The organism is Serratia sp. TMDUHS_CL (genome assembly GCF_037137105.1).
Taxonomy (GTDB): Bacteria; Pseudomonadota; Gammaproteobacteria; order Enterobacterales; family Enterobacteriaceae; genus Serratia; species Serratia nevei.
This window is the reverse complement of the sequence record NZ_JBBBDV010000003.1, coordinates 289,239-310,792: the sequence shown is the minus strand read 5'-3', so window position 1 is coordinate 310,792 and position 21,554 is coordinate 289,239. Positions and strand designations below refer to the sequence as shown.

Sequence of the window (21,554 nt, the reverse complement as noted above, 5' to 3'; positions counted from 1 at the left end):
AAACGCTACGTTGGTAAAACTTAATGCAAAAAAAATAACCGACGCGTTAAAACGTCGGCTATCTGCATTTGAGATATTTTGCACCAGAATGCCTCCGGATGACAAGATCCGGAAGCCCTCAAATACAAATTCTTTTTGTCGATCGAACGGAAAACCAGCCCGGCAGGCGAATTAATCCGCTACCAGCAGGCCGGTCGCCCGCACATACCTCTTACTTTATACGCCCATTCAGGCATTTTTCAACATCCAGTCGATCTCGGTTTCCGTCACCCGCCGTTCAAACTGCAGCAGTTCGTCCGTCTTGCAGGCGTGATAAACCTGGGTAAAACGCTCGCCCAGATAATGGGTCAGCGCGTGCTGGTGTTCGAACTCGTACAATGCGTCGCTCTGGCGGATCGGCAACGGCAGCCCGTCCTGCTCCAGGCCGTTGCCGGTCACCGGCTCTGGCAGCGGCAGCGCGTTGTCCAGCCCGTACAGCATGCCTGCCAGGATCGCCGCCATCACCAGATAGGGATTGGCGTCGGCACCGGCCACGCGGTACTCCACCCGGTGGTTCTCCGGTTCGCCGCAGGGAATGCGCAGCGCCACGGTGCGGTTGTTGTGGCCCCAGGCGGCCTGGATCGGCACATACATCCCCGGCTGGAAGCGCCGGTAGGCGTTGACGTTCGGCGCCAGCAGCGCCATCGATGCCGGCATCAGGGTGATCATCCCGGCCAGCGCCTGTTTCAATAGCGGTGAATCCTCGCCTTCCGCGTCGGCGAACAGGTTGTTGCCCGCCCCGTCCTGCATGCTGACATGCACGTGCATGCCGCTGCCGGCGTAATCCTCATAGGGTTTGGCCATAAAGGTGGCGTGCATGTCGTGGTTCTCGGCCACCAGCCGCACCAGCCGCTTCAGCGCCAGCGCGTGGTCGCAGGCCAGCAAGATATCGTCGGTATGACGCAGGTTGACCTCGAACTGCCCCGGCGACGCCTCCGCCACCGCGCCGTCCGCCGGCAGCCCCTGCAGTTTCGCCAGCGCGTCGATGTCGTTCAGCACCTCGGCGAAATGGTTCAGGTTATCGACGGAATACACCTGGCTTTGGGTGTTGCGCTCCTGGGTGCCGGGCGCACACGGCGGCTGCAGATCGCCCTCCGCGTCGCGCTGCCGATCGATGAGATAAAACTCCAGCTCTACCGCTGCCACCGGGAACAAGCCGCGCTGTCGCAGCGCCTGCCACACGCGGTTCAGCACATTGCGGGGTTCAACGTCAAAGGGAGTGCCATCTTCATCCAGCATGGTCAGCAGCACCTGGCCGATATGCTCCGGATCGGCGGCCGACGGCGTCAGCGAGCCGGGCACCGGCAGGCATACGCGGTCCGGTTCGCCGAGCTCCTGCCCAAGACCGGTTTCCTCCACCACGTTGCCGAGGATGTCCATGGCGAACACCGACGCGGGGAAGTAGTTGCCTTTTTCCAGTTTTTTCAACCCTGAGACGGGTATGCGTTTGCCGCGGAAGGAACCATTGAGATCGGTGAGAAGGATATCGACATACTGCGTGGCGGGATGGCGTTCCAAATAATGAGCAACCTCATTTTGGAACGCGCTACTTCGCCTCTCTTCATGATGCTGTGCAAAATGTTCAACTGCTGCGCTATTGGTTTGCATACGTCACCCGCCATTATGCTCTTAAGGCGCGTTGGCGCCCGTCCGCCGTTCGATTCAACACATGATTGGATTTCTCGCCAGGCCGCGCCGCTGCTGGGCGCTCAAAATAACATCCACAATATGAAACATAGCCTTAACAGAATAGGTTTGCAAATGTTACAATCCTGTTTGATTATTCGCCACCGGCTGCTAAATTGATAAAATATTGACCGAAAAGGCCTTACCGTCCTTTTTGCGTCAACTATTTCGTCCAACGCACCGAGAGTGAACATGGGCAATATATTTTCCAAACCTGCCCTAACTACCGATATCATGCAGCATCGTTATCGCCCAGACAGGCGCCCGATAGCGATATTCATGTCTGCCTGTCGCCCCTACCAGAAGGAAGTACCGCTATGAGCGAAGCCAGCTTGGCACCGGGCAAACGCCTGTCGCAGATCCGTCAGCAATTGGGTTTGTCGCAGCGCCGGGTCGCCGAACTGTCCGGGTTAACCCACAGTGCGATCAGCACCATCGAACAGGACAAGGTCAGCCCGGCCATCAGCACGCTGCAAAAGCTGCTGAAGGTGTATGGCCTGTCGCTGTCTGAATTCTTTGCCGAACCGGAAGCCGCCGACGAACCGCGCGTGGTGATCGACGCCGAGGACCTGATTGAGATCGGCAGCCAGGGGGTGTCGATGAAGCTGGTGCACAACGGCAGCCCGACGCGCAACCTGGCGATGATGCTGGAAACCTACCAGCCCGGCACCACCACCGGCGAAAAGATCAAACACCAGGGCGAAGAGATCGGCACCCTGCTGGAAGGCGAGATCGTGCTGACCATCAACGGCCAGAGCTACTGCCTGACCGCCGGTCAGAGCTACGCCATTAATACCGGCATCCCGCACAGCTTCAGCAATACCTCGGCGCGCATCTGCCGCATCGTCAGCGCTCACACCCCCACCACCTTCTGACGCTTCTCGCACCGGCGCAGCCTGACGCGGGTTGCGCCCCTGCCCGCCAACGCGTTTTTCACCGCCGTTATGCCATTTTGTTGGTTGCCAACGGCGCAATCTGTGTTACAACAGAGCAGAACAGCCATCTAAACATCTAAACGGCCTTATTGCTCTATGCCAACCGCAACGCCTTCACGCCTCGAGATGCGCAATATCTCGATCGCCTTCGCCGGCTTCAACGCGCTGCAGGACGTGGACTTCACGCTGCAGGGCGGTTCAATCCACGCGCTGGTCGGCGCCAACGGCGCGGGCAAGTCGACGCTGATGGCGATCCTCTCCGGCGCCCACGATCATTATCGCGGCGAGATCCTGATCGACGGCCAGGCGGTGGCGATCCACTCCCCGCTGCAGGCGCGCCGCCACGGTATTCACGTGGTGCAGCAAGAGGTCGACGTCGCGCTGATCCCCACGCTGTCGGTGGCGGAAAACATCATGCTGGACTGGCTGAACGAGCCGGGCCACTGGCTGAACTGGGCGGAGCTGCACCGCCGCGCCGCGCAGTTGCTGCAGCAATGGGCGCTGCCGCTCAACCCGCGCAGGCGGCTGGCGGACTGCACGCTGGCGGAAAAACAGCAGGTGTTGCTGGCGCGTGCGCTGTCGCACCGCTGCCGTTTTCTGGTGCTCGACGAACCGACCGCGCCGCTCGATCGCGCCGAGAGCGAGCGCCTGTTTAACGTGGTGCGCCGCCTGCAATCCGAAGGCATCGGCATCGTGTTTATTTCCCACCGCATCCACGAACTGAGCGACATTTGCGATCGGCTGACGGTACTGCGCGACGGCCGGCGCGTCAGTGAAGACCCCATGCGCGGGCTGAGCGGCGAGCAGATCGTCGAGAAGATGCTCGGCCATCGGCTGGACGACATTTTCCCGCCGCCGCGCCCGCCGCACGCCGAGCGAATGCTGCTGCAGGTGCAAGGCTTGCGCGATCGCCACAAGCTGCGCGACGTTTCGCTGCGGCTGCATGAGGGCGAAATTCTCGGCATCGCCGGGCTGGCCGGAGCCGGCAAAACCGAGCTGTGCAAAGCGCTGTTCGGCGCCAGCGCCGTGCAGCTCGAGCGCGGCGAACTGCGCGGGCAACCCTGGGCACCGCGCGCGCCGCACCTCTCGGTCGAACAAGGATTGGCGCTGGTGCCGGAAGAGCGCCGCAAAGAGGGCATCTTCATCGATGAGGCGATCCCGATGAACCTGAGCGTCAGCGCCGACGACAGCTTCTCGCGCTGGAGCCTGTTCAGCCGGCGGCAAGAGCTGCGCTGGGCGCGCGAGATCATGCAACGCCTGAACATTCGCGCCTCGGGCCCGCAACAGCGGCTGGCGCGCCTGTCCGGCGGCAATCAACAAAAAGTGGCGATCGGCAAATGGCTGCGCGGCGACGCCGAGGTGCTGATCTTCGATGAACCGACCAAGGGCGTGGACATCAAGGCCAAGCAGGAGCTGTTTGGCCTGATCGACGGCCTGGCGCGCGCCGGCAAAGGCGTGATTTACGCCTCCGGCGAGTTCGCCGAGCTGGTTGGCCTGTGCGATCGCATCTGCGTGCTGTGGGACGGCCGCATCGTGGCGGAGTTGAACGCCGCCGACATCGACGAAGAAACCTTATTGCTCTATTCCACCGGAGGAACCCCTGCGTGAGTAAAGAATTAGCCCAGCGGCCTGCGCTGCCCTGGCGCCAACAGCTGTTCGATTTCCTCTACAAATGGGGCATGTTGCTGACCGTGGCGGCGCTGATCGCCCTGTTCGGCCTGGCGTCGGACAACTTTCTCGATGCCAACAACATCATCAATATCCTGCGTTCGATCGCCATCGTGACGGTGATCGCCATCGGCGTCTCTATCTCGCTGTCGGTCGGCGGTTTCGATCTGTCGGTCGGCTCAACCGCCTCGTTGGCCAACGCGCTGGTGATTTCGCTGTTCGTCTGGCACGGGTTCGGCACCACCGGCGCCATCGTGGTAACGCTGCTGCTGTGCACGCTGGTCGGCCTGTTCAACGCCCTGCTGATCGTGGTGTTCAGAATTCCCGATATGCTGGCGACGCTGGCCAGCCTGTTCGTGATCCAGGGCGTGGCGATGACCTACAGCTACGGCGGATCCATCACCCAAAACATGGTGCTGCCGAATGGTGACATGGCGGAAGGCCTGATCCCGGAAATGTTTTCCGCCCTCGGCCAGGTGCCGGTGATCGTGCTGATCATGCTGGCGGTCACCGTCGCGGTGCAGCTGTTCCTGTCGTTGACCAAGCATGGCCGCCGCATGTATGCCATCGGCGGCAACCCCGAAGCGGCGCGTCTGTCGGGCATCCGCACCGTGCGTTACAGGGTTGCCGCTTACGTCATTTCCTCTTGGCTGGCGGCGCTTGGCGGCATCTTGCTGGCGTCACGTATCGGCTCTTCGCAGGTCAACGCCGGCGGCGGTTATCTGATGGACGCGGTGGCGGCGGCCTATATCGGCTTCTCGCTGGCCGGGGCCGGTAAACCCAATGCGCTCGGCACCCTGATCGGCGCGGTGATCCTCGGCGTGCTGCAAAACGGCCTGGTGATGCTGTCGGTGCCCTACTACGCCATGGACATTATCAAAGGCCTGGTGCTGGCGCTGGCGCTGGCCATCACCTACATCCAGAAACGCTGATCCTCCCCGGCGCACGCTCGCTGCGCCGCTTTTCCCTTTAATTCATCCGGTTACCCTTTCCCGTCAGCAGAACAAGCATACAAATGATATGAATTATCATTAGCGTTTACATTCAGTAAAAAATCCTTACAATACCCTCACGCAACGCTGACGAAGCGAAGTATTTCTCAGCGAACGATGAATAATTTCATTAGAAATTCAATTGGTTAATTACTTTCACTTCAATCCAGGAAAGGTTTACCTCATGGAAACGCCACGTTACAGCAAGCTCGCCGCTCTGGTCGTCGCCTCACTCAGCGCCACCGCCGCGCTGGCCGCGCCGCAGGATGACACCCAGGACACCATGGTCGTCACCGCCTCCGGCTTCCAGCAAAAAATTCAGGACTCCGCCGCTTCCATCTCGGTGATCCCACGCCAGCAAATTGAAGACAAGGCCTATCGCGACGTGACCGACGCGCTGAAAGACGTGCCGGGCGTGGTGGTCACCGGCGGCGCCAGCAGCAGTGACATCAGCATCCGCGGCATGTCCTCCAAGTACACGCTGATCTTGGTGGACGGCAAGCGCGTTGACACCCGCGGTACCCGTCCGAACAGCGACAACGCCGGCATCGAACAGGGCTGGCTGCCGCCGATGGAAGCCATCGAGCGTATCGAAGTGGTGCGCGGGCCGATGTCTTCGCTGTACGGTTCCGACGCCATGGGCGGCGTGATCAACGTCATCACCCGCAAGACCTCCCGCACCGAGTGGAAAGGCTCGCTGCACGGCGACGCCACCCTTCAGGAAAACCGCGATTCCGGCGATCTGTTCCAGACCAACGCCTACGCCTCCGGCCCGCTGATTGAAGGCCTGCTCGGCGTGCGGGTCAACGGCTTGCTGTCGCGCCGCGCCGAAGATAAAATCGCCAACGGTTACAACGAACAGCGCATGCGCAGCGGCACCGCGGTGTTCACCCTGACGCCGGACGAGAAAAACGAATTCGACTTCGAAATCGGCCGCTCGCTGCAGGATCGCAACAGCACACCGGGCAAATCGGTGGTGGCAGAGCGTTGCAGCAAAGGCAAGTGCAAACCTACCTCTCGCAGCGAAGATCTCTACACGCGCACCAACTACTCGCTGACCCACAACGGTTATTACGACTTCGGCAACTCCACCAGCTACGTTCAGCGGGAAGAGACCAATAACCCGGGTCGCAAGATGAAGATGTATAACACCATCTTCAACACCCAGAACCAGTTCGAGCTGGGTTCCCATATGCTGAACCTCGGCGGCCAATACCGCTATGAGAAATTGGGCGACAGCGGCAACCAGCTGAGCTCGGCGAAAGACGTCAACCAGCTGACGCGCTGGAGCTGGGCGCTGTTCGCCGAAGACGAATGGGCGCTGACCAACGACTTCAGCCTGACCAGCGGCATCCGTATGGACCGCGATCAGAACTTCGGCAGCCACTGGTCGCCGCGCATGTACGGCGTCTGGCACCTGACCGAGCAGTGGACGATGAAAGGCGGCGTCTCCGCCGGCTACCGTTCGCCGGATCTGCGCCAATCCTCCGCCAGCTGGGGCCAGGTCACCGGCGGCGGCGTGCGTAACGGCATCATCGTCGGCAACCCGGATCTGCAGCCGGAGAAGAGCCTGAGCGAAGAGATCGGCCTGATGTGGGATAGCCTGAAAGGCGTCAACGCCGGCGTGACGGTCTTCAACACCGACTTCAAGAACAAGATCACCGAAGTACGCCGCTGCGAAGACACGCCGGACTGCAAGATCGGCAACGATGTCTATGACTTTATCAGCGATCGCGTCAACGTCGACAAAGCCAATATGCGCGGCGTAGAGGCCACCTTCGGCTGGCAGATCAACAAAGACTGGAAGTGGAACACCAACTACACCTACACCGCTTCCGAACAGAAGAGCGGCGACTTCCAGGGTAAGGCGCTCAACCAGATGCCGAAGCACATGCTCAACACCGTGCTGGACTGGCAGGCCACGCAGGACCTCAGCCTGTGGTCGCGCGTCAACTTCCGCAGCCGCACCTCTGACTACCTGAGCCGCACGTCGATGGAGACCAGCACCCCATCCTACACCTTTGTCGATGCGGGCCTGAGTTATCAGGCGGCGAAGAACCTGCAGCTGACCGGCGGGGTTTACAACATCCTCGACAAAACCGTGGATTACGACCACTACCGCACCACGCTGGACGGCCGCCGTTACACCGTCGGCATGACCTACAACTTCTGATGCCCCTGGGCGCGCGCTGCGCGCCCTTTTCATTCCATCACCGTGAGGAAGCCCCATGAGATTACGCCGCTCCCCCCTGATGATCGCCCTGCTGGCCGCGATGGCGCTGGCGGGTTGCCACAGCAAAACCGACGCGCCGGTGGCGCCGGCCACCGTCAACGTCCAGCACCTGAACGGCAGCACCGAGGTGAAAAAGCACCCGCAGCGCATCGTGGTGCTGGATTACGCCTCGCTTGAAACGCTGCAGCTGTTGGGCGTCGAGCCGCTGGCGCTGCCCGGCAACCGCAAGAACTTGCCGGATAATCTGAAGCGTTATCAGGATGACAAATACCTCAATGCCGGCACCCTGTTCGAGCCGGATATGGCCGTGCTGCGCGCCGCCAAGCCGGATCTGATCCTGATCGCCGGCCGGGCGTCCAAAGCCTATGACGAGCTGAACGCGCTGGCGCCGACGCTGAACATGTCCGTCGATCCGCAGGATCAGCTGGGCAGCCTGAAACAGCGCACGCTGCAGCTGGGCGAGCTGTTCGATAAGCGGCAGCAGGCGCAGGCGGCGGTCGATAAGCTGGATGCGCAGATCGCGGCGGTCAAACCACAGGCCGCTCAGGCCGGGCGCGGGCTGGTGGTGCTGTTCTCCGGCGGCAAGATCAGCGCCTACGCCCCCAAGAGCCGTTTCAGCTTCGTCTATGACGCCCTCGGCTTCTCGTCTGCGCTGCAGTCCGACGAAAAAGACGTGCGCGGCAACAAGCTGACGCCTGAGCAGGTGGCCAAACTGAATCCGGACTGGCTGTTCGTTATCGACAGAGACGCCGCGACCGGACGGCCGAACGCGGTGGCACCGCAGAAAATCCTTACCGGTACCGCGCTGAAGAAAACCACAGCGGTGAAAAAAGGCCAGGTGGTTTACCTGCCGGCGGCCGAGGTGTATCTGTCCGGCGGCATCGTCACCGCCCAGCACGTCGTCGAACGCGTGAGCGAGGCGCTGAACCACACTGCGCGATAAAGAAAGCCCGGCGATGCCGGGCTTTTTCTTGGGTTAAATCGTCGGCTGGTTTACCAGGCCGTCTATCAGCACCTGCGGCGTGCCCTGCGAGCAGCGTTCGATGCGCCCGCGCACGCCGTAGACCCGTGCCAGGCTCTGCGGCGTAATCACCTGCTCCGGCGCACCGTCGGCGATCAGATCGCCATCCTGCAGCATCAGCACGTGGTCGCCGTGGCGCAGCGCGATGTTGATGTCATGCACTACCACCACCGTCACGATATTGCGCTTGCGGGTTTCGCGGCGCACCAAATCCATCACGTGGAACTGATAGTTGAGATCGAGCGCGCTCAGCGGCTCATCCAGCAGCAACAGCGAGGGCTGACGGATCAGCGACTGCGCCAATCCCACCAGCTGTTTCTGGCCGCCGGACAGTTGATCGAGGTAGCTCAGCGCCAGGTGCGCGATGCCCAACTGCTCCAGCAGGGCCATCACTTCCGCTTCGCTGCCGGCGTTGCTGCGGCCGCCCGAGGCGCGCTGCGCCACGATGATCGACTCCAGCACGTGCAGATGCACCCCGGCGGGCAGCGACTGCGGCAGATAGACCACTTTCTCCGCCCGACGGGCGAACGGCATCTGCATCAGATCGCCGTCGTCCAGCCACAGCTTGCCCTGCGCCGGGTTCAGCCCGGCCAGCGAGCGCAGCAGCGTCGATTTGCCGCTGCCGTTCGGCCCCAGCAGCACGGTGATTTGCCCCCGTGGCAGCATCGGCACCGAGAGATCGTCGATCACCGGGCGCTTCGGGTAGCCCGCCGAGAAGTTTTCTATTCGTAAGCCCTGGATCATACGTTCCCCCGGTGGCGCAGAATAATGCTCAGGAAGAACGGCACCCCGACTAGCGACGTGACGATGCCCACCGGAATGATCACCCCGGGCACCAGATTTTTCGACGCCACCGAGGCCATCGACAGCACCAGCGCGCCAATCAGCGCGCTGGCCGGCAGATAGAAGCGGTGATCTTCGCCGAAGATCATGCGGGCGATGTGCGGCGCCACCAGGCCGATAAAGCCGATCGGCCCGACGAAGGCCACCGCCAGCGCCGAGAGAATGCTGATGCGCAGCAGCGTGGCCAGCCGCAGACGGCGCACATCGATACCGAAGCTCACCGCCCGATCTTCACCCAGACGCAGCGCGGTCAGTTTCCACGAGCTCATCATCGACAGCGGCAGCAGCACGGCGAATACGCCGAACAGGATGCCCAGCTTGTCCCACGAGGCGCGCGCCAGGCTGCCCATGGTCCAGAATACCAGCCCCTGCAGCGTGTCCTCGCTGGCGATGAACTGCATCATCGATACCAGCGCGTTGAAGGTAAACACCAGCGCGATGCCGAACAGCACCACGCCGGAGGTGGCGACCCGCGTCCAGCGCGTGATGCCGTCGAGCATCAGCGCGGCGAACAGCGCAAAGATAAAGGCGTTGGCGGAGATGAACCACTGATCGGGAATGCCCGGAATGCCGATGCCGAGCACGATCGCCAGCGCGGCGCCAAAGGCCGCGGCGGAAGACACGCCGAGGGTAAAGGGGCTGGCCAGCGGGTTATTCAGGATGGTCTGCATTTCCGCCCCGGCCAGGCCGAGCGCAAAGCCCACCACCACCGCCATCAGCGCGTAAGGCAAGCGGATGTCCCAGACGATCACCCGCGTGCCGGCATCGGCCGCGGCGGGATCGAGCAGCGTTTGCCATAAGGACGACAGCGACAGCCCGGACGGCCCCATGGTGAAATCCAGCAGCAGCGAGCCCAGGATTGCCAGTGCCAACACGCCCATCATCAACAGGCGATGGCGAAGAATATGCTGATAACGCCCCATCACGCCGGCGTCGGGTTGCCCCTTGGCTTCAGTCATGGGATCGGTGGATACGCTCATTAGTTAGGATACCTGTTACAACCATCATGACAGCGGTGCGAAAGCGTCCGCCGTAAACCGGAAAGCGCGCGGCGACAGCCTGCGCGCAGCCGTTAACAATAAAGCAAACGATAATACTTATCAATCATATCAATAGGTGAAAACGGCGTTATGAAAATGTAATAAATTGTTTTCTATCGCCATTTTTCATCCCCTCGCCTTTACCCCGCCAACGGCCATTAGGTTCATTATTCTGAAAGTTATTCCTGATCCGACCAGACTCTGACAAATAACGAAAAAACCACTTAGAATCCAAAACCACAGCACCGCGCGTGCAAAAAACCTTCAGGCCGCCGCAAGAGCGGCCTTTATTGACGAGGCTGTAATGAGAAGTCCATCTCCGGCGGTAACGCCCAAACGCCCGGCGCTGCTGAACTGGCTGTTGTACAGCCCGCTGCACGCCGACGACGAGCCGTTTCAACGCCAGCTGCGGCTCACGCTGACGCCCTCTCCCCTCACCCCCTGGCTGAATGCCGTGGGGCCGGCGGCGCTGTTGGTGGGGTATGCCTGGCTGAACCAGCGGCTGGTCGGTATCGGTTTGCTGCTGCTGCTGTTGCTGTTAACCGCCGGACGCGCCGGGTTGGCGCAGCGGCGCCAACCCGCCTGGCCGGACGCCATGCTGGTGACGGTGCTGCTGTGGATGCTGCTGGTCGGCGCCAGCGCCGCGCTGGCGATGCTGTCAGGCCGCTTCGTTTTAATCCTGTTCGCCGGGCTGACGATCACCGCCCTGGCCTGCTGGCTGATGCAGCGCCACGCCGCCGCGCCGCGCTTCGCGCTGCTTGAGGTGATCGCGCTGACGCTGCCCTACCTGCTGGCGGCACCGCTGTCGCGCGTGCAAAACCTGTTTGTCCTGGCGGACCTCGCGCCGCTGTGGCTGGTGCTGGCCCATGGCATGATCGCTCGCTACCACCGTCAGCGGGTACAGCACGTCACGCTGGCTTGGGAGAAGCAGCAGGCGTCGCACCGCGATCGCCTGACCGGCTTCCTCAACCGAGCGGGCGGCGAGGTGGTGATGCGCAGCATCTGCCGCCCCGCAGCGGCGCAGACGATCTCCCACCTGTTCATTCTTGAGTTCGGTCCGCTGGCTGCGCTCTACCAAAGCCACGGCGTCCAGATTGGCGATGACGTGCTGCGCACCGTCGGCGAGCGCCTCAAGACGCTGATCCGCCCCAGCGACTACGTCTGCCGCTATACCGGCGGCCTGTTTTTGATACTGGTGCACGATCTGCCCTACGGCGCGGAAAGCGAGTTCCTCGCGCGCATCGTGCCGCCGCTGGAGGCGCCCTACGATTTTGGCGCATTCGGCGAGGTGAACATGCAGCTCAACGCCGGCATTTTGGCGTTGACGCAGGATTATGCGACGGTGGAAGATTTGATGAGCTCGGCGCAGCAGGCGCTGGCGGAAGCCAAAGGCGGGAAAAAGTAAAACCACACGCGGCGGGAACCCCCGCCGCGTCTCACTCTCCGAAAATTACTTCACGTCCATCTTCGGGAATTCCATTTCGCTGTACTTCACGACGCGGGTGCCGCGCGACAGCTTGTAACCAAACCAGATCAGCAGGAACAGCGGAATGCCGATGTAGGTCGCGGTCACGCCGTACCAGTCGATCTTGTCTTGCAGGAAGGCCTGGTAGTTCTGGCCCAGGGTAATGATCAGGCACAGCACGAAGGCGAAGATCGGCCCCAGCGGGAAGAACCCGGAACGGTACGGCAAGTCGTTCAGATCGCGCCCCTGCAGCATGTAACCGCGACGGAAGCGATAGTGGCTGATAGCGATGCCCAACCAGGCGATGAAACCGGTCATGCCCGAGGTATTCAGCAGCCACAGGTAAACCGACTGGTTGCCGAACATCGACGTCAGGAAGCACAGCCCGGCCACCACGCAGGTCGCGTACAGCGCGTTGCGCGGCACGCCGCCTTTCGACAGCTTGGCGAAGATGCGCGGCGCCTTGCCTTCCGACGCCAGGGTGAACAGCATGCGGGTAGAGGCGTACATGCCCGAGTTACCGGCCGACAGCACCGCCGTCAGGATCACCGCGTTCATCACCGCCGCCGCCGACAGCAGGCCGGCATGCTGGAACACCAGGGTGAACGGGCTGACGCTGATGTCCTTCACGTCGTTGCGCAGCAGGCTCGGATCGGTATACGGAATGATCAGGCTGATGATCAGAATGGCGAAGATATAGAACAGCAGGATACGCCAGAACACCTGACGCACCGCGCGCGGGATGTTTTTACCCGGGTTTTCCGATTCGCCGGCCGCGATGCCGATGAGTTCGGTGCCCTGGAACGAGAAGCCGACGATCATGGCCACGCCGATCATCGCCGAGAAGCCACCGGCGAACGGCGCGTCCCCTATCGTCCAGTTCTGCCAGCCGGCGTGCTCGCCACCCTTCAGAATGCCGACGATCATCAGCACGCCGACGGCGATGAAGATAATCACGGTGCTGACCTTGATCAGCGCGAACCAGTATTCCGCCTCGCCGAACCCTTTCACCGAAATGTAGTTCAGCAGGAACATCAGGCCGAGGAACAGCGCGCTCCAGATCCAGCCGGGGGTGTCCGGGAACCAGTAGCTCATCACCAACTGCGAGGCCACCAGATCAACGGCGATGGTCACCGCCCAGTTGTACCAGTAGTTCCAGCCCAGCGCGAAGCCGAAGCCTTCTTCCACGTATTTGGCGCCGTAAGTGGAGAATGAACCGGAGACCGGCATAAAGGCCGCCAGCTCGCCCAGGCTGGTCATCAGGAAGTACACCATCAAACCGATCAGCGCGTAAGACAACAGCGCCCCGCCGGGGCCTGCCTGAGAAACCGTGGCCCCCGAGGCGACGAACAGGCCGGTGCCGATGGAGCCGCCGATGGCGATCATGGTCAAATGCCGGGCTTTCAGCTCGCGGCGCAATCCGGGTGCTTGCTGCCCCGATGTTTTTATATCCTGCTGAGCCATTCGTACCCTATCTGCTCTTTGAAAAATGAGGGCGGATTGTAACAAATACCCGCCGGTGAACTAGCAACATTGCACTGATATAAGATAGCTTCATAATTCAGAGGCAATTATTAGCCGCGGCCCTTATGGCCTTACTTACTCTCATTAATGTGAGCGCGCGCAGGTTTTTATGCTTTTTCCGGCCTGCGCGGCAGCAGAGGGCGTGACGCGCTGCCGATTACAGCGCGCAATAGCTGAGAAAACGCTGTAATGCGTTGGAAATGTGCTTTTGCCGATGGCGGATCAGGTACAGGGTGCGCCGCAGCGGCGGCAGCGGTACCGGCAGTTCTACCAGCGCGCCGCTGGCCAGCTGTTCCGCCACCACCCGCCGCGACAGGCAGCTGATGCCGATGCCGTGCCGCACCGCGTGCTTGATAGCCTCCGAGTTGCCGAGCTCCATCACCAGCTGGAAGTGCGGCAGGTGCGCCAACAGCAGATGATCCAGCACCTCGCGGGTGCCCGAACCGCGCTCGCGCAAGATCCACGGCGCATTGGCCAACGCCTCGAGCGTCGGCGGTTGACGGGTCAGCGGGTTGTCCGGCGCGGCGAACACCACCAGCTCGTCCTCCAGCCACGGCTGCGTCACCAGCTCCGGCATATGGCAAGGCCCTTCGATCAGCCCCAGATCGACGCGGAAATCCGCCACCGCCACGATCACGTCCTGGCTGTTGCCGACGTTCAGCTCCAGCGGCGTGGCCGGAAAGTCCCGGCGGTAACGGGCGATCATCTCCGGCAGCATGTAGTTGCCGATGGTGCTGCTGGCGGCGATGCGCAGCGCCCCGCCGTCATGGCGAAACAGCTGCTCGATCTCCCCCGCCTGCTCCAGCAGCGCCAGCGCCTTGGGATACAACAACCGGCCGTGCTCGTTGATCACCAGCCGTTTGCCGACGCGATCGAACAGCTGCACGCCCAGTTGCCCCTCCAGATCCGCCAACGCCGCGCTGACCGCCGACTGCGACAGCGCCAGCACCACCGAGGCCTGAGTGGTCGAACCGCTTTTCAGCACTTCGGTGAAGACTTCCAGTTGACGCAACGTGATATGCATAGCCGTCCCGGTAGTGAAAAAGGGTTCTGCCAGAGAACCGCAAAATGATGTCAACATGATGTGGGTAGCCCGGCGAGGCTACCCGGTTTACGGCCAATTCGGCGCGTTACTTGCCCAAGGCGACCAGCTGCGCCGCCGCGGCCAGCACCGCCTCGCGCGGCGTGCCGGCTTCGTCCCGCTGTATTAATTGCAGCATCGCCACCAGGCGATCGCGATCGACCACCTTGTTTTCTTCAATCAACCGCCGCACCGCGCGCCCCACTTCCTGGTCTATCTGCTCTCTGCGTTGATCGTCGGTATCCATCGCCTGCTCCTGTTCAGTTGGAAAGTTGACGGCGGCTCGCCGCTCCTCCTCACCCTAGCCGCAATGCGGCTTTATGCCAATGCCTGACGCCATACCACTTATTCAGATAGGTTATAAATATATAATCAATTTCTCTTTTATTCAGCCCAAACGTACTCTTAGCAGCAAGAAACAGACTGAAGGACTGACTTTTATGGCGACTGATACCACTCACACTTATCCCGAGCGACGCTTTCCGCTGTTCGGCCTGCCGCGCCTGGTGCCGGGGCTGGCGCTCACCGGCGCGCTCACCGCGCTGGCCGTCTGGGCCGGCGACATTCCCTGGGTGGCGGAGCTGGGCCTGGGGGCGCTGACGCTGGCGATCCTGTTCGGCATTCTGGTGGGCAACACGCTGTATCCCCGCTGGCAAACCGTTTGTCACGGCGGCGTACAGCTGGCCAAACAACGCCTGCTGCGTCTGGGCATTATCCTTTACGGCTTCCGCCTGACCTTTCAGCAAATCGCCGACGTGGGCGCCAGCGGCATCATCATCGATGCGCTGACCCTGACCACCACCTTCCTGCTGGCCTGCTGGCTCGGCAAGAAAGTGTTTGGCATCGACAGCCAGACCGCGATGCTGATCGGCGCCGGCAGCAGCATTTGCGGCGCGGCGGCGGTGATGGCCACCGAGCCGGTGCTGAAGGCCGACTCCAGCAAAGTGGCGGTGGCGGTCTCGACCGTGGTGGTGTTCGGCACCCTGGCGATCTTCGCCTACCCATGGCTGTATCAGCTGAATGAACACTTCCAGTGGCTGCCGTTCAGCCAGGAAACCTTCGGCATCTACGCCGGCTCCACCATCCACGAAGTGGCTCAGGTGGTTGCGGCCGGGCACGCCATCGGGCCGGACGCCGAAAATGCGGCGGTGATCGCCAAGATGATCCGCGTAATGATGCTGGCGCCGTTCCTGCTGCTGCTGTCGGGCTACATCAGCCGCGGCAGCGCAGGCAAGGCGGAAAAATCCGCCATCACCATTCCGTGGTTTGCCGTGCTGTTTATCGCCGTCGCCGGGCTGAACTCCTTCAACCTGCTGCCGGCCACGCTGGTGCACCATCTGATCACCGCCGACACTTGGATGCTGGCGATGGCGATGGCGGCGTTGGGGCTGACCACCCACATCAGCGCCGTGCGCCAGGCCGGGATGAAACCGATTCTGTTGGCCACGCTGCTGTTCGTCTGGCTGCTGGTCGGCGGCGGCGCGATAAACCAGCTGGTGCAACACTGGCTCTAATCATCCCCTTCAGCGGCCCGCTTCGGCGGGCCGCCGCTTTTCATCATTCAATCCGCCCGCCATCAATGCCATAATGTCACCGATAACACAGGAGAATGAAGATGAAGTTTGTCGGTGCACATGTCAGCGCGTCAGGCGGCGTGGATCAGGCGGTTATCCGCGCGCACGAATTGGAGGCGACCGCGTTCGCCCTGTTCACCAAAAATCAGCGTCAATGGAAGGCCGCGCCGCTGGCCGCCGACGTGATCGATAAGTTCAAGAGCGCCTGCGCGCAGTACGGCTTCGGGCCGGGGCAAATCCTGCCGCACGACAGCTACCTGATCAACCTGGGCCACCCGGTGGCCGAGGCGTTGGAAAAATCGCGCGAGGCGTTTATCGACGAGTTGCAGCGCTGCGAACAGCTGGGGCTGACGCTGCTGAACTTCCACCCGGGCAGCCACCTGCTGCAAATCGATGAAGACAAGTGCCTAGCGCGCATCGCCGAATCGATCAACATCGCGCTGGACAAAACCGCCGGCGTGACGGCGGTGATCGAAAACACCGCCGGCCAGGGCAGCAACCTGGGCTTCAAATTCGAACATCTGGCGGCGATCATCGCCGGCGTGGAAGACAAGAGCCGCGTCGGCGTTTGCATCGACACCTGCCACGCCTTCGCCGCCGGATACGATCTGCGTACCGAAGAAGAGTGCGAGCGCACTTTTAAGCAGCTTGGCGACATCGTCGGTTTCAACTACCTGCGCGGCATGCACCTGAACGATGCCAAGAGCGAGTTCAACAGCCGCGTCGACCGCCACCACAGCCTGGGAGAGGGCAACATCGGCAAAACGGTGTTCAGCTACATCATGCGCGATCCGCGTTTCGACAATATCCCGCTGATTCTGGAAACGGTAAATCCGGATATCTGGGCGGAAGAGATCGCCTGGCTGAAGGCGCAGCAGTAACCCACCTCTGGCCGCTCGCCTAGGCGCGAGCGGTTTCCCCCACCGCGTGCTCCGCCGCCAACATGGCGCTGAACTGGCGCAGCGTCTCTTCATCCAGGCCCGCAGCCCTGAACACGGCGGCGGTAAAGCTGACCGGTGCCGATCCCGGTGCCGTAATGACACGGTCATCCACGACGGCGGCGGCGCTCGCAACGAAATGGCTCTGCCCGGTGTAGCCCTCAGCATGGCGCGTCAAAAACCCGGCATCGTTGGAAGTATGCGCCCTGCCGTTCAACAGGCCGGCCCGCGCCAACGCCAACGTTCCACCGCAAATGCCCGCCAGGGTTGCGCCGCGTTGAAACTGCTCGTTGAGCAACGCGCTGATATCCGGTGCCCGTTCGGTTTCCCATAGAGTGCCACCGACCACCACCAGCACCTCGGGGCGCCAATCCGCCAATTCGGCCACGCCTTTTTCAATCTCTACCGTCAGCCCGCCCTGTGAGCGAAACTTTCCGACCTGCGGCGCAAAAAACGCCACCTCCAGCCCATAAAACGGGCCGCCAACGCCGGCAATCAGCGCGTATTCCCAATCGGCGAAACCGGATGCCAGTACGATCGCCACTTTTTTAGCCACGGATGAATCTCCTTGAGTCATTCCTTGTTCGCATGAACAAAGTCGCGCTGTCAGCTTAGAAAGCGGTGTGGCTTTTGGCCAGGGGTAAATCGTGCTAACTGCCTCAACCACAAACAAAAACGCGCAACCCAGGGCTGCGCGTTTTGGCGATACCGACGTCAGTTACGCCGCGGCGGCGACCGACGTTTCAGCACGCTTCAGCAGGGCATAAGCCACGCCCGCCAGCAGGGTACCGGCGGCGATCGCCACCAGATACAGCAGCACCGGCGTGATTGCACCCGGGATCAGCAGCACGAACAGCCCGCCGTGCGGCGCCATCAGTTTGGCGCCGAACGCCATCGACAGCGCACCGGTCAGCGCACCGCCGGCGATGCAGCAAGGCAGCACGCGCATCGGATCGCGGGCGGCGAACGGGATCGCCCCTTCAGAGATAAAGCACAGGCCCAGCACCAGCGCCGCTTTGCCGCCTTCCCGTTCGGATTTCTCGAACTTGTGGCGCGCCAGCAGCGTCGCCAGCCCCATCGCCAGCGGAGGCACCATGCCGGCGGCCATGATCGCCGCCATTGGCGCATACACCGAGGAGCTGAGCAGCGCCACGCCAAAGGCGTAGGCCGCTTTGTTCACCGGGCCGCCCATGTCGGTACACATCATCGCGCCGAGAATCGCCCCCAGCAGCACCGCGTTGGCGGTGCCCAGCGACTGCAGCCAATGGGTCAGGCCTTCCATGATTTTCGCCACCGGCGTGCCGACTACGTAAATCATGATGAGGCCGGTGATCAGGCTGGCGACCAGCGGAATGATCAGAATTGGCTTCAGCGCTTCCATACTTTGCGGCAGGCGCAGCTTGCTGCTGATCGCCTTGGCGACGTAACCCGCCAGGAAACCGGCGATGATGCCGCCGAGGAACCCGGCGCCGGTGCTCACGGCCAGCATGCCGCCGATCAGGCCCGGCGTCAGGCCCGGGCGATCCGCGATGGAGAAGGCGATGAAACCGGCCAATACCGGCACCATCAGCGCAAAGGCGGAGCCGCCGCCGATCTGCATCAGCGCCGCCGCCAACGTGCCTTTGACTTCAAACGCCTTGATGCCGAACACGAACGACAGCGCGATACACAGACCGCCGGCCACCACCATCGGCAGCATGTAGGACACGCCGGTCAGCAGGTGGCGATACGGGCCGTTGCCCTCTTTCTTTTTACCCGCCGGCGCCGCGCTACCGCGCTGCTGCGGCTGGAACACCTCGGCCTCGGCCAGCGCCTTGTCCAGTTCCTGGGCGGTTTTCTTCAGCGCCAGGCCGGTGGAAGTGCGGTACATCGGCTTGCCGGCAAACTTATCCAGATCCACCTCGATATCCGCCGCGACGATCACCAGATCCGCCGCCGCCACTTCTTCCGGGGTGATGGCGTTGCCGGCGCCGACGGAGCCGCGCGTTTCCACCTTCACCCACCAGCCGCGTTTCTTCGCTTCACTTTCAATGGCCTCGGCCGCCATAAAGGTGTGCGCCACGCCGGTTGGGCAAGCGGTGATCGCCACGATGCGTTTTTGCCCATCGGCTTTCACCGGCGCCGCCGCCTGCGGTGCCTGATAGGTTTCAGCTTCGGCCTTGGCGCGCGCCAGAAAAGCGTCCGGTTCACGCACCGCCTGCTCTACGTCGCCCACATACACCAATTTGCCGTTCAGCCCGGCGTCAGCAGGGGCAGACTGCCCCGCCACCGCCACCAGTTCGGCGTCCTGCAGCGACTCGACCAGCGTCAGGCCGGTTTTGGCCGCGGCAGCCTCCAGCATGCGTTTCGCCAGGTGGCCTCGGGCCTGCCCCAGCGAACTGTCTACCATCAGCAGCGTTTTCATTCTGCCTCCTGCTATTGATTGAAAGGTTTCAGATCGACGCGCGCCATCATCGCGGCCAACTGGGGACGATCGGTCACGCCGACGTTGCTCTGGCTGACCGCCAGCGCCGCTACCGCCGTGGCCAGACGCAGGGTATGTTCACTGGATTCGCGCATCAGCAGGCCGTAAATCAGGCCCCCGACCATCGAATCGCCGGCGCCCACGGTGCTGACCACCTCACAGGACGGCGGTTTGGCGATCCAGGCGCCGGACGCGTTAACCCACAGCGCACCTTCCGCGCCGAGGGAGATCACCACGTGGGCGATGCCCTGTTCGCGCAGCGCATGCGTGGCCTCGACCACGTCCGCCAGCGTCGGCAGCGGGCGGCCGGCCCAGATTTCCAGCTCGCGGCGGTTCGGCTTCACCAGCCACGGCGAGGCCTTCAGCCCGGCGACCAGCGCTTCGCGGCTGCTGTCGAAAATGATGCACGGGCACTTGGCGCGCAGCTGGGTCATCCAGTCGGTAAAGGCATCGGGATCGACACCGGCCGGCAGGCTGCCGCTCACCGCCACCATGTCGAACTGGCCCAGCCAGCTCAGCGAGTCGCTGACGAAGCGATCCCAGTCCTGCGGCGTCACTTCAAAACCGGAGAAGTTGAAGTCGGTCACTTCACCGTCTTTTTCCGTCAGCTTGACGTTGATGCGGGTGCGGCCCGGCACCACCTGGAAGCGGTTGGCGATCCCCAGATCGCTGAACAGCAGCTGGAAACCGTCCTGATTGTCTTTGCCCAGAAAACCGCCGACGGTGACGTCGATGCCCAAATCCTTCAACACTTTGGCGACGTTGATGCCCTTACCGGCGGCGTGCAGGCCGGCGGTTTTTACCCGGTTGACTTCCCCGCGCTCGATCTGCGGGCAGAAGCCCACCAGATCGTACGCCGGGTTCAAGGTGATCGTTGCTACTCTTCTGCTCATGCTGCGCCCTCGCCCAGTCCTTCATTAATCGCTTCGCCGATCGCCTTCAGCGCGGCTTCAGCATCTTCTCCATTGGCGGTAAAGCGCAGGTGATGCCCTTTCTTCACGCCCAGCGCCACCACCTTCATCAGGCTGCGCCCGTTGGCCGGCTTACCGCTGCCGTCCAGGTTGGTGACGGTGATGTTACTGTTGAAACTTTTGATCACGTTGACCAGCGCCGTGCCCGGCCGTGCGTGCAGGCCGTGCTCGTTGCGGATCACAAACTCGGCGCTCAGCACGCTGCTTTCCTCGGCCACTTCGCTGGTCAGCAGCGCCAGCACCCCGGCGGCATCCGCCTTCAGCAGGCGTTCAGCTTTGTTGGCCAGCAGCAGGTCGCTGAGGTAGTTGAGCACCGCCAGCGGCTGCGCATCGGCAACCGACACCGTCAGCAGCAGCGCCACCGGCTCACCGTCTTCCACGAAAGCCTGCGCCGGACGGCTGACGGTGGCCGCGCTGGCCAGGTTGCCTTCGACGCTGTCGCTCAGCCAGATGCCCTGCCCCAGGTTCAGCGGCTTGCGGGTGATGGCATCGCTGACGAACTGCGCGTTGACCGCGCCGGCCTTTTGCAGCCGGCCGGCGTTCAGCGCCTGCAGCGTCATCAGGCTGTCGGCCGCGACGTCGAGCGCAATCAGCGAAACGTCGAACTGGAATTCGGCGCTCTGCTGTTCGCCCATCAGCAGGCTGCGCAGCTCTTCCGCGGAGGTGGTTTTCGCCAGCCGCTCCGCCACGCTGTCATCACTCAGCACGTGCGTGAGCTGGCGCAGCAGCGCCAAATGCTCGTCGGAACGGGCGGCGATGCCGATCGCCACATAGGCGGTCTGGCCTTCGCCCCAGGCGATGCCCTGCGGGAACTGGAATACCTGCACGCCGGTTTTCAGCACCAGATCGCGAGTATCGGTGGTGCCGTGCGGAATGGCGATGCCGTTGCCCAGATAGGTGGACGTCTGCAGTTCGCGCTGCAGCATGCCGTCCACGTAACCGGCGCTGACGCAGCCGGCTTCGGTCAGGGCGGCGGCCACCTGGCGGATGGCCTCCTGCTTACCGTCGGCAGCGGCGCCCAGATGAATGTCTTGCGGTGACAACTGGAACATGATTCTCCTCTCCTGCTGAATTGAATCG

At 62.3% G+C, this 21,554-nt stretch carries 19 protein-coding genes; 9 read left to right on the top strand and 10 right to left on the bottom strand.

The window, feature by feature from the left end:
* Positions 1–228: 228 nt before the first annotated feature.
* Positions 229–1,647, bottom strand: coding sequence for a glutamine synthetase family protein (locus WCL58_RS08555; RefSeq protein WP_336850880.1), 1,419 nt, complete (start codon positions 1,645–1,647; stop codon positions 229–231).
* On the opposite strand from WCL58_RS08555, the gene WCL58_RS08550 reads away from it, so the two are divergent.
* The 6 genes from WCL58_RS08550 (at position 1,561) to WCL58_RS08525 (ending at position 8,496) form a co-directional block, all read left to right on the top strand.
* On the top strand, positions 1,561–1,845 hold the full coding sequence (locus WCL58_RS08550) for a hypothetical protein (RefSeq protein WP_162215439.1): 285 nt from the start codon (positions 1,561–1,563) through the stop codon (positions 1,843–1,845). The two genes, WCL58_RS08555 and WCL58_RS08550, sit on opposite strands and share 87 nt — an antisense overlap.
* A gap of 197 nt (positions 1,846–2,042) precedes the next feature.
* Positions 2,043–2,600, top strand: coding sequence for an HTH-type transcriptional regulator PuuR (puuR, locus tag WCL58_RS08545; protein ID WP_038877865.1), 558 nt, complete (start codon positions 2,043–2,045; stop codon positions 2,598–2,600).
* A gap of 156 nt (positions 2,601–2,756) precedes the next feature.
* Positions 2,757–4,268: a sugar ABC transporter ATP-binding protein gene (locus WCL58_RS08540; protein WP_336850879.1), complete on the top strand. Its 1,512-nt coding sequence runs from the start codon at positions 2,757–2,759 to the stop codon at positions 4,266–4,268.
* Positions 4,265–5,260, top strand: coding sequence for an ABC transporter permease (locus tag WCL58_RS08535; protein WP_336850878.1), 996 nt, complete (start codon positions 4,265–4,267; stop codon positions 5,258–5,260). The genes WCL58_RS08540 and WCL58_RS08535 overlap by 4 nt, the downstream gene beginning before the upstream one ends.
* 244 nt (positions 5,261–5,504) lie before the next feature.
* Positions 5,505–7,493, top strand: coding sequence for a ligand-gated channel protein (locus WCL58_RS08530; RefSeq protein WP_060420232.1), 1,989 nt, complete (start codon positions 5,505–5,507; stop codon positions 7,491–7,493).
* Between the two features lie 55 nt (positions 7,494–7,548).
* Complete coding sequence (locus tag WCL58_RS08525) at positions 7,549–8,496, top strand: siderophore ABC transporter substrate-binding protein (RefSeq protein WP_060420230.1); 948 nt, start codon at positions 7,549–7,551, stop codon at positions 8,494–8,496.
* Between the two features lie 33 nt (positions 8,497–8,529).
* Here the strand turns inward: WCL58_RS08525 and WCL58_RS08520 are convergent, their stop codons facing one another.
* Entirely contained in the window at positions 8,530–9,318 is a 789-nt protein-coding gene (locus WCL58_RS08520) for an ABC transporter ATP-binding protein (RefSeq protein ID WP_038877856.1), read from the bottom strand.
* The gene (locus tag WCL58_RS08515) at positions 9,315–10,397 is read right to left on the bottom strand and encodes a FecCD family ABC transporter permease (protein WP_087763352.1); all 1,083 of its coding nucleotides are present in this window, start codon (positions 10,395–10,397) and stop codon (positions 9,315–9,317) included. Before WCL58_RS08515 ends, WCL58_RS08520 begins: the two co-directional genes overlap by 4 nt.
* 364 nt (positions 10,398–10,761) lie before the next feature.
* Between WCL58_RS08515 and WCL58_RS08510 the strand changes: the two genes are divergently transcribed.
* Positions 10,762–11,862 carry a GGDEF domain-containing protein gene (locus WCL58_RS08510; protein ID WP_038877854.1) on the top strand — a complete coding sequence of 367 codons (1,101 nt, stop codon included), beginning with the start codon at positions 10,762–10,764 and terminating at the stop codon, positions 11,860–11,862.
* A 45-nt stretch (positions 11,863–11,907) separates the two neighbouring features.
* On the opposite strand, the gene WCL58_RS08505 is transcribed toward WCL58_RS08510, so the two are convergent.
* The 3 genes from WCL58_RS08505 to WCL58_RS08495 form a co-directional block, all read right to left on the bottom strand.
* Positions 11,908–13,386, bottom strand: a complete 1,479-nt coding sequence (locus WCL58_RS08505; RefSeq protein WP_025160186.1) for an amino acid permease — start codon at positions 13,384–13,386, stop codon at positions 11,908–11,910.
* A gap of 217 nt (positions 13,387–13,603) precedes the next feature.
* Positions 13,604–14,470: a DNA-binding transcriptional regulator YeiE gene (gene yieE / locus WCL58_RS08500; RefSeq protein WP_016926991.1), complete on the bottom strand. Its 867-nt coding sequence runs from the start codon at positions 14,468–14,470 to the stop codon at positions 13,604–13,606.
* Between the two features lie 106 nt (positions 14,471–14,576).
* Positions 14,577–14,774 carry a hypothetical protein gene (locus tag WCL58_RS08495; RefSeq protein WP_038877849.1) on the bottom strand — a complete coding sequence of 66 codons (198 nt, stop codon included), beginning with the start codon at positions 14,772–14,774 and terminating at the stop codon, positions 14,577–14,579.
* Positions 14,775–14,967: 193 nt separating this feature from the next.
* Between WCL58_RS08495 and WCL58_RS08490 the strand changes: the two genes are divergently transcribed.
* Both WCL58_RS08490 and nfo read left to right on the top strand, forming a co-directional pair.
* On the top strand, positions 14,968–16,041 hold the full coding sequence (locus WCL58_RS08490; protein ID WP_060420222.1) for a YeiH family protein: 1,074 nt from the start codon (positions 14,968–14,970) through the stop codon (positions 16,039–16,041).
* A gap of 101 nt (positions 16,042–16,142) precedes the next feature.
* Positions 16,143–16,982: a deoxyribonuclease IV gene (gene nfo, locus WCL58_RS08485; RefSeq protein ID WP_336850877.1), complete on the top strand. Its 840-nt coding sequence runs from the start codon at positions 16,143–16,145 to the stop codon at positions 16,980–16,982.
* Between the two features lie 19 nt (positions 16,983–17,001).
* Here nfo and WCL58_RS08480 read toward each other — a convergent pair whose 3' ends face one another.
* The 4 genes from WCL58_RS08480 to fruB all read right to left on the bottom strand — a co-directional run bounded on the left by WCL58_RS08480 (position 17,002) and on the right by fruB (position 21,526).
* Positions 17,002–17,595 carry a DJ-1/PfpI family protein gene (locus WCL58_RS08480; protein WP_336850876.1) on the bottom strand — a complete coding sequence of 198 codons (594 nt, stop codon included), beginning with the start codon at positions 17,593–17,595 and terminating at the stop codon, positions 17,002–17,004.
* 162 nt (positions 17,596–17,757) lie between these two features.
* Positions 17,758–19,443 (bottom strand): PTS fructose transporter subunit IIBC, encoded by a 1,686-nt coding sequence (gene fruA, locus WCL58_RS08475; RefSeq protein ID WP_087763354.1) that lies wholly within the window; start codon positions 19,441–19,443, stop codon positions 17,758–17,760.
* Between the two features lie 11 nt (positions 19,444–19,454).
* Complete coding sequence (fruK, locus tag WCL58_RS08470) at positions 19,455–20,396, bottom strand: 1-phosphofructokinase (protein WP_336850874.1); 942 nt, start codon at positions 20,394–20,396, stop codon at positions 19,455–19,457.
* Positions 20,393–21,526 (bottom strand): fused PTS fructose transporter subunit IIA/HPr protein, encoded by a 1,134-nt coding sequence (gene fruB, locus WCL58_RS08465; RefSeq protein ID WP_336850873.1) that lies wholly within the window; start codon positions 21,524–21,526, stop codon positions 20,393–20,395. Before fruB ends, fruK begins: the two co-directional genes overlap by 4 nt.
* Between the last annotated feature and the right edge of the window lie 28 nt (positions 21,527–21,554).